Raw genomic sequence first — 8089 nt, 5'->3', positions numbered from 1 at the left:
CCGGTGGTGGGCTCGTCGAGGAACAGTACTTCAGGGTTCCCGATGATGCCCAGGGCCACATCCAGGCGGCGGCGCTGGCCACCTGAAAGGGTGGAGATGCGAACGGATTCCTTGCCGTCGAGCCCTACTGCTGCTATCACCTCAGCCACCGGCCGTGGCGCGGGAAAGCACCGGGCCAGCGAGCCCAGCGCTTCGGAGACCCGGAGCTCACCGGAATCGGTGGCTTCCTGCAGGACAATCCCGATCCGGGCCCGGAAGGCCGGCGCCGCCTTCCAGGGCGGGGTGCCCAGGACGCGGATGTCGCCGCTGTCGGCGCGGCGGTGGCCTTCGAGGATCTCGATGGTGGTGGACTTCCCGGCGCCGTTGGGGCCCAGCAGGGCGTAGGTTTCGCCGGCGCCGATGGCGAGGTCCAGGCCATCAACGGCCGCCAGCGTGCCGCCCTTGGGGAGCCGGTAGGTTTTTCGGAGGTCCCGGACGGTGATGGCGTCAGCGGCGGATCCGGGTGCTGGTGTTCTCATGCTTCCAGCGTGGCACCGGACGGGGGCCCACCACCACGTCCGGCCGGTTGAACTTCCCGTCAACCGGTCGATGGACCCCCGCCGAACGGCGGAGGTCCATCGGATGCTGCAGAAATGCGGGAACTCAGTACCGGTTTCCGGCCCTGCGGATCAGAAAGCCCTGCAGGGCGATGGAGTTGTTCTGGTCCGGCAGGACGGCCCACGCCAACAGGTAAAGGACCACGGCGGGGCCGGGGAGGAGGCAGAAGATGAGGAATCCGATGCGGACGTAGGCCACGTCCACGTTCAGTTTCGCTGCGATGCCGCCCAGGACCCCGCCAAGCCAGCGTTGTGGTCCGCGCCGAAGGCCTGTGCTTTTGACGATGCTGAAGAACTTTTCCATGGCTCAAGACTTCCCTGTTGCGGGCCGGTTGTCACGTTTCCTGGCAGACAGGACGCCGCCCACCACCAGCGCCACCCCGGCGCCGATCATCAGCCCGATCAGGACATAGGTGCCGTTCAGGTTCACCCAGCCCAGCTGGGCCACCGCGATCAAGGCTGCGAGGGCCAGGACGATCAGTCCCCAGACCACGGTTCCCACCCTTGCCGGTGCCGGGCCCACGGGGCCCTGGTCCGCCGTCGTTGTGCTGCCTGCTGTGGTCCGGCCCTGGGGGTCCGGTGCCTGGTTGCTGGTGCTCATGTCAGTTGCCTTCCTCGATGGTGACGTTGCTGAACGTGCCGTCGATCTCTACCACCAGGCTGCTGCCCGGCTTGTCGGTGTTGTAGCTGGTTTCCCGCGTGGTGGAGCCGCTGCGCTCGCCGGTGGAATCGTTGAGGTTGCCCATGGTCATGTCCGCTTCAATCCGGACCGGGACGTTCTCCGGGATCACCACGGTCACGTTGGAGGCGGTGATGTCCAGGGGGATGACGACGTCGGAACCAAGGGGGGCGCTGATGGCCAGGTCCGTAAGGTCAACAGTGCCGCGGCCGGCAGTGACGTCGAAGCCGTTGCGGGCATCCTGCAGGGTGGTGGGGCTCCAGGACACTTCCGAGAACCGGACGCGGTCGCCGTTGCCCACCACGTTGGACACGCCGCCGGCGATCAGGGCCACCACGGCGAAGAGGCTGAGGATCCCTGCGGTCCTGCCGCGGGTGCCGCAGACCAGGATGCCCAGGCCCAGGACAGCTGCCGCGCTGGCCCACACGATGGCGTTGGCGGCGGTGCCGAGGTCGATGATGTTGCCGGCGTCCAGGGCTTTCAGGCCGCCACCCACCAGCAGGGCCGTTCCGGCCGTGATGGCGATTGCGGGCGCGCCGGGGCCGGCAGGCCGGGGTTTCTGCGGCCGGGCGGGGCCCTGGGGCGGGCGGCCGGTGCCGCCGTAGTTGCCGTAGCCGCCGTTACCGTAGCCGGCGGTGCTGCCGCTGCTGCTGCCGCCTGCGGTGCCGTAACCGGAAGCGGTTCCGCTGCCGGCAGTCCCGTAGCTGGGGAAGGCCGCGGATGCCGGAGCGCCGGGGGCGCCGGGTACCTGCCCGCTGCCGGTGGTGGTCCTTGCCGCGTATGGCGCCGTGTAAGCGGCCGCCTGGTAGCCCCCGCCATAGGGGCTGGCGTAGGGTCCGGCCTGCACCCGGTCCGGCCGGGCGCCCTTGTTGCGCTGGGCCAGGTAGTAGACCAGGTAGATTGCGCCGCCCACCCAGAACACGGTCCACAGGAAGCCGCCGAAGCCGTTGTGGCTCCAGCCCCAGAAGCCGCCGCCCAGCCCGGTCAGGCCAAGGATGGTGGCGATCAGTGAACCGGTCATGCCGCTGGACCAGTGGCCGGCTCCGGCTTCCTGGACGTGGATGCGGCCGTCGGGTTCGGGCAGGAACGCCCAGGCCAGCCCGTAGGCCAGGACCCCGATGCCGGCAAACAGGGTGAGGACGATAAAAACGCCGCGGATGATCAGCGGGTCGACGCCCAGTCGCTGGGCGATGCCGTCGCAGACGCCGCCAATCCAGCGGTTGCTGCCGCGCTGGATCCCGTGGCCACGGATCCAGTCGAAGAAATCCGGGGCCGCACCCGTGGGGCTGGGGCCGGCTGCTGCCCCTGCGGGCCCGGACAGGGGCGGCGCGTCGGCGGCGGGTGTGTAGGCCGGCAGCGGCTCGGTGGGCCGGTGGCTGCCTGGCTGGGGGAGCGGCTCTGTGGGCTGGCTGCCGTCCGGGCGTTGCGGGTCGTCTGGGGTGGGGGTCTGCGAGTTCATGCTTCAATCCTTCCGTGCGGGCCTCCGGCGCTCTACTGGGGGATACCCTGAACGGCCCCTGAGTGACCCCCGGTTCGCGCCCGGTTCCGGGCCGGGGAACCCTGATCCGTGCTTGGATTGACCCATGACAACCATCCCGGTCCGGCCGCCCCTGGCCCGCAACAGCGACCGCGTCATTGCCGGCGTGTGCTCGGGCCTGGCCGTCCACCTGGGCTGGCCCGTACGGAACGTCAGGATTGCCATGGCGCTCTCCACCCTTGCCGGTGGTGCCGGCCTGGCCTTCTATGCGTGGCTGTGGATCATGGTTCCCACCGCCGATGAAGCGGCACGCCGCAATGCCCGCCGGCCGGCGTCGCCAATTGCTCCCGCCGTCAGTCTCCCCACCGCGGCGGGGAGCGGAAGCCGCGCCGACGCCGGTCCGCCACGCCAGGCTCCCCGCGGGTTCGGGGGCCCCGGCACCTGGGCCCCCGGCACTTGGACAGCCGGCACTTGGGCAGCCGGCCCGGCGACCGGGCCGGCCGCCGGCAACATTCCTCCCGGGGCCGCACCTGCCGCGGCGGGTATGCCTGCCGGGCAGCCCTGGTTCCGGGTCCGCAGCATGCGCTACGGCAAGGAGATCCTGCTGGGCAGCGGGCTGCTTCTGGTGGCCGGCATCATGATCGCCCGGCTGCTGGGTGTGAACGTGCCCCTGGGCACGCTGATCCCCGCAGCCGCTGTCCTGGGTGGCGCCGCCATCGCCTGGATGCAGCTCGATGAGACCAGGCGTGCAGGCCTGGTGGACAAAACCAAGGCGGACCAGGCCGGCGGCTGGGCCCGCCTGGCGGCAGGGCTGGCGCTGGTGGTGGCCGGAGTGCTGGTGATGGTGTCCGGGTCCGGCTCCTGGGAGCAGACCTGGCTGGCGCTGCTGGCCTCCGTGGCCGTCCTGGGCGGGGTGGTGCTGGTCCTGCTGCCGTGGGCGCTGAAGTTCTGGCGCGACCTCGAAACGGAGCGCGCCGGCCGGATCCGGGAAACGGAGCGGGCCGAAATCGCCGCCCACCTGCATGACTCCGTCCTGCAGACCCTCGCCCTCATCCAGCGCAGGGCCGGCAACGAGCACGACGTCCTCCGCCTTGCCCGGGCGCAGGAACGCGAGCTCCGGGGCTGGCTCTTCCAGGACCCGGGCCGCGGCACCGGCCAGCTCTCGGACCGGGTCAAAGCGGTGGCCGCTGAGGTGGAGGACTTACTGGGCAATGCCGTGGAAGTCGTCAGCGTGGGCGATGCCGCCATGACCGAGGCCCGCGAAGCGCTGGTCCAGGCCGCACGCGAGGCCATGCTCAACGCCTCCCGCCACGGTGGCGGTGCCGTGTCGGTCTACCTGGAAGTCACCGACGGCCACGCGGATATCTTTGTGAAGGACCGCGGGCCGGGCTTCGACCTGCCGGACGTGCCGGAAGACCGGATGGGCGTGCGGGAATCCATTATCGGCCGGATGCGCCGGCACGGCGGCACAGCAGAAATTCTCAGCTCCGGCGAGGGAACAGAGGTCCGGCTCCGGCTGCCCTCCACCGGCCCGGACACCACGGAAGGAACAGCATGAACACGCTCCCAGAAGCCGCCGGACCGCCGTCCCGGTCGGTCCGTGTGGTCATCGTCGATGACCACACCATCTTCCGGTCAGGCCTGAAGGCGGACCTGGACGCCAGCATCCAGGTGGTGGGGGAAGCCGCTACCGTGGAGCAGGCCATCGCCGTCATCGCCACCGAGCGTCCGGACGTGGTGCTCCTTGACGTGCACCTGCCCGGCGGACTGGGCGGCGGTGGGCGGGAAGTGATTGCCGGCTCCGTGCCGCTGCTGGCCGGCACCAAATTCCTGGCGCTAAGTGTCTCGGACGCGGCGGAGGACGTGGTGGCCGTGATCAGGGCGGGCGCCCGCGGCTACATCACCAAAACCATCTCGGGCGCCGAAATCACGGACGCCGTGTACCGGGTGGCCGGCGGCGACGCCGTCTTCTCGCCCCGGCTGGCCGGCTTTGTCCTCGACGCCTTTGGCACGGCCCCTGCAGACATCGCCGACGACGAGCTCGACAAGCTCTCCGCCCGTGAGCTGGAGGTCATGCGGCTGATCGCCCGCGGGTACAGCTATAAGGAGGTGGCCAAGGAGCTCTTCATCAGCATCAAGACCGTGGAAACGCACGTCTCAGCGGTGCTGCGGAAACTCCAGCTCTCCAGCCGGCACGAGCTGACCAAGTGGGCAGCGGAGCGCCGCCTCCTCTAACCCCCACCACCCCGTTGCGCTATCACTTATGGTCCCCAAAACGGTGTTTTAGGGACCATAAGTGGTAGCGCAACCGGGTGTTTTGGACCTTACTGGGCTTTGCCCAGGAAGTCCTGCAGCCGCTGCACGCCGGTGGCCAGGTCCTCGTCGCCCAGGGCGTAGGAGAGGCGCAGATAGCCGGACGGGCCAAACGCCTCACCCGGAACCACCGCAACCTCCACCTCATCCAGGATCAGCGCCGCCAGCTCGGCGGAGGTCGACGGCGTCGAGGTACCCGCCGCCGTCGGGAACGACTTGCCCAGCAGGCCGCGGACGTCCGCGTACACGTAGAAGGCACCCTTCGGCGTCGGGCATTCCACGCCCTCGATGGCGTTCAGGCCGGCCACGATGGCCTTCCGGCGCCGGTCGAAGGCCACCTTCATCTCATCGACTGCGGTCAGCGGCCCGGAAACGGCGGCGAGGGCGGCGATCTGCATGATATTTGAAACGTTGGAGGTGGCGTGCGACTGCAGGTTGGTGGCGGCCTTGATGACATCCGCCGGGCCGATCATCCAGCCCACGCGCCAGCCGGTCATGGCGTAGGTTTTGGCCACACCGTTGAGGATAACCACCTTGTCGCCCAGTTCGGGGGCAGCGGTGGCGATCGAGGTGAAGGGCACGCCGTCGTAGGTCAGGTGCTCGTAGATTTCGTCCGTAACTACCCAGAGGCCCTTGGCCGCAGCCCACTTGCCGATCTCCGCCACCTGTTCCGGCGAGTAGACCGAACCGGTGGGGTTGGACGGGGAGACAAACAGCAGGACCTTGGTGCGGTCCGTGACAGCAGCCTCCAGCTGTTCCACCGTCACCAGGTAGTCCTGCTCGGGGCCGGCGAAGACCTCAACGGGGACACCGCCGGCCAAGCGGATGGCCTCCGGGTACGTGGTCCAGAACGGGGTGGGCACAATGACCTCGTCGCCCGGATCCAGCAGGGTGGCGAAGGTGTTGTAGACGGCCTGCTTGCCGCCGTTGGTGACCAGGACCTGGCCGGCGTCCACTGCATAGCCGGAATCGCGCAGGGTCTTCTCCGCGATGGCCTTCTTGAGCTCCGGCAGTCCGCCGGCGGGGGAGTAGCGGTGGTACTTGGGCTGTCCGGCGGCCTCAATGGCGGCCTGCACAATGTATTCCGGGGTGGGGAAATCCGGTTCGCCCGCACCAAAGCCAATAACCGGCCGGCCAGCCGCCTTAAGCGCCTTCGCCTTGGCATCAACGGCAAGGGTGGCGGATTCGGCAATTGCGGATATGCGCTTGGAAACGCGGGCGGCAGACATGGCAGGTCCGTTCTTCGCAGGCAGCCAAAAGGCTGGAATGGGGGAATTCGACGTTTCTACTCTATGCTGTTCACCGGACCCTCCGGGTTGCCGGATTTGAATTGTGACTGGTCTCCAGTCCGGGACAAGTTCATGCAGCGCGAGGGCCCGGAACGGGCTGGTTCGACGTACGCGAAGTTGTTGCGTAGACTGGTTCACCGGTGTTGAAACACGGATGATGACGTGCGCCCAGTGAAAAACTGGGGAATCGTTATCAGTCGCGGATTATCACCCATAGGGTAGTGGCGCAATTGGTAGCGCAGCGGTCTCCAAAACCGCAGGTTGCAGGTTCGAGTCCTGTCTGCCCTGCGCAAGCTGCCCCGGACCAACATCCGGGGCAAGCGCAGCAACCATGGTTCTGATCAGGGCCGGGTAATCCACCATTGCAAAGATGAGCGAGGACCAGGTGACCGAAACAGCTGCCAGCAGCTCCAAGGGACGCCCGGCTAAGAAGGCTGCCAAGGCAAGCATCTTCGCCCGCATTGCATTGTTCGTCCGCCAGATGATTGGCGAACTGAAGAAGGTCGTGGCACCAACCCGCAAGGAACTGATCAACTACACGCTCGTGGTGCTGGTATTCGTGGCCATCATGATGGTCATCGTCAGCCTGCTGGACATCGGATTTGGTTCCGCTGTCGGCTGGGTCTTCGGCGGTACCGGCTCCGGGGACAGCTAACGCTGCACGCTCCGCAGGCAGGCTGATCGCTCCGGGTGACCGGAGGGAAAACAGCGGCATGCGGAATTGAGCCATTTAAATAGGCATGTTAGGCAATGAGGAAGCAGGAGACCAAGTGTCTGAGCAGGAGCTCGAGGTAACCGAGACTGAACGCGAAGAGTCCGCGGACGTCACGGCAGGAGCCGGTGAAGAGTCTGAGGTTGAATCCTCCGCGCCCGAATCCGCTGACGCTGACGCCGACTTCGACGCTGCAGAGGCCGACGACGACTCCGAGGCAAATGCCGACGTAGAGTTCAGCGCAGCAGACCACGGGACAGAAGCCGGCGACGAGTCCGAAGAGGCCGTCGCTGTTGCCGTTCCCGAGGTCGATCCGGCGGATGAGTTCAAGTCGAAGCTGCGCCGCCAGGAGGGTGACTGGTACGTCATCCACTCCTACGCCGGCTACGAAAACCGCGTCAAGGCCAACCTTGAGACCCGCATCCAGACCCTGGACATGGAAGAGTACATCTTCGAAATCCAGGTGCCGATGGAAGAAGTGGTCGAGATCAAGAACGCCCAGCGTAAGGTCATCAACCGCGTCCGCATCCCCGGCTATGTGCTGGTCCGCATGGACCTGACGGATGCCTCCTGGGGCGCCGTCCGCCACACCCCCGGCGTCACCGGCTTCGTGGGCAACGCCCACAACCCGGTCCCGCTGCGTTTGGACGAAGTCTTCTCCATGCTCGCCCCGGTCTTCGAAGAAGAGCAGGCAGAGAAGGGCAAGCCGGTCAACAAGCAGCACCAGGCTCCCGTGGACATCGACTTCGAAGTTGGCGAGTCCGTCATCGTCAAGGAAGGTCCCTTCGAGACCCTCCCCGCCACGATCTCCGAAATCAAGATCGAATCGCAGACCCTCGTGGTGCTGGTTTCCATCTTCGAACGCGAAACGCCGGTCACCCTGGCGTTCAACCAGGTCACCAAGATCTGACCACCCACAAATTTCGTTCCCACCCTGCCGGCTTAGCAGGACGGGAACGGCCGGCCGCCTCGCCATGGCGGCCACAGACCTGAGGCACGCTCCTGTGTCACAGGAAGTTATTG

General features: G+C 67.2%; 9 protein-coding genes and 1 tRNA gene. 5 read left to right on the top strand and 5 right to left on the bottom strand.

Annotation, left to right across the window (positions count from 1 at the left end; all coding sequences use genetic code 11):
* The 4 genes from ACU18_RS04930 to ACU18_RS04915 all read right to left on the bottom strand — a co-directional run.
* The coding region (locus tag ACU18_RS04930; RefSeq protein ID WP_157407564.1) for an ABC transporter ATP-binding protein at positions 1-518 on the bottom strand (518 nt) is incomplete at its 3' end.
* Positions 519-642: 124 nt separating this feature from the next.
* The gene (locus ACU18_RS04925) at positions 643-900 is read right to left on the bottom strand and encodes a PspC domain-containing protein (RefSeq protein ID WP_050684416.1); all 258 of its coding nucleotides are present in this window, start codon (positions 898-900) and stop codon (positions 643-645) included.
* 3 nt (positions 901-903) lie between these two features.
* On the bottom strand, positions 904-1197 hold the full coding sequence (locus ACU18_RS04920) for a hypothetical protein (protein WP_050684415.1): 294 nt from the start codon (positions 1195-1197) through the stop codon (positions 904-906).
* Between the two features lies 1 nt (position 1198).
* Positions 1199-2734 (bottom strand): PspC domain-containing protein, encoded by a 1536-nt coding sequence (locus ACU18_RS04915; RefSeq protein WP_050684414.1) that lies wholly within the window; start codon positions 2732-2734, stop codon positions 1199-1201.
* Between the two features lie 124 nt (positions 2735-2858).
* On the opposite strand from ACU18_RS04915, the gene ACU18_RS04910 reads away from it, so the two are divergent.
* Entirely contained in the window at positions 2859-4310 is a 1452-nt protein-coding gene (locus tag ACU18_RS04910) for an ATP-binding protein (RefSeq protein ID WP_050684413.1), read from the top strand.
* Positions 4307-4987 carry a LuxR C-terminal-related transcriptional regulator gene (locus ACU18_RS04905; protein ID WP_050684412.1) on the top strand — a complete coding sequence of 227 codons (681 nt, stop codon included), beginning with the start codon at positions 4307-4309 and terminating at the stop codon, positions 4985-4987. Before ACU18_RS04910 ends, ACU18_RS04905 begins: the two co-directional genes overlap by 4 nt.
* A gap of 89 nt (positions 4988-5076) precedes the next feature.
* Here ACU18_RS04905 and ACU18_RS04900 read toward each other — a convergent pair whose 3' ends face one another.
* Positions 5077-6294, bottom strand: coding sequence for a pyridoxal phosphate-dependent aminotransferase (locus ACU18_RS04900; RefSeq protein ID WP_050684411.1), 1218 nt, complete (start codon positions 6292-6294; stop codon positions 5077-5079).
* Positions 6295-6569: 275 nt separating this feature from the next.
* On the opposite strand from ACU18_RS04900, the gene ACU18_RS04895 reads away from it, so the two are divergent.
* From ACU18_RS04895 to nusG, 3 genes are all read left to right on the top strand, one after another.
* A tRNA-Trp gene (locus ACU18_RS04895) sits at positions 6570-6642 on the top strand.
* Between the two features lie 82 nt (positions 6643-6724).
* On the top strand, positions 6725-7009 hold the full coding sequence (gene secE, locus ACU18_RS04890; RefSeq protein ID WP_050684410.1) for a preprotein translocase subunit SecE: 285 nt from the start codon (positions 6725-6727) through the stop codon (positions 7007-7009).
* 115 nt (positions 7010-7124) lie between these two features.
* Complete coding sequence (gene nusG / locus ACU18_RS04885) at positions 7125-7976, top strand: transcription termination/antitermination protein NusG (RefSeq protein WP_050684409.1); 852 nt, start codon at positions 7125-7127, stop codon at positions 7974-7976.
* Positions 7977-8089: the final 113 nt, after the last annotated feature.

Origin of the sequence: Arthrobacter sp. ZBG10 (assembly GCF_001238605.1) — a bacterium.
In the GTDB taxonomy this organism is placed as follows: domain Bacteria; phylum Actinomycetota; class Actinomycetes; order Actinomycetales; family Micrococcaceae; genus Arthrobacter.
This window is presented reverse-complemented; position numbering and strand designations above follow the sequence as displayed.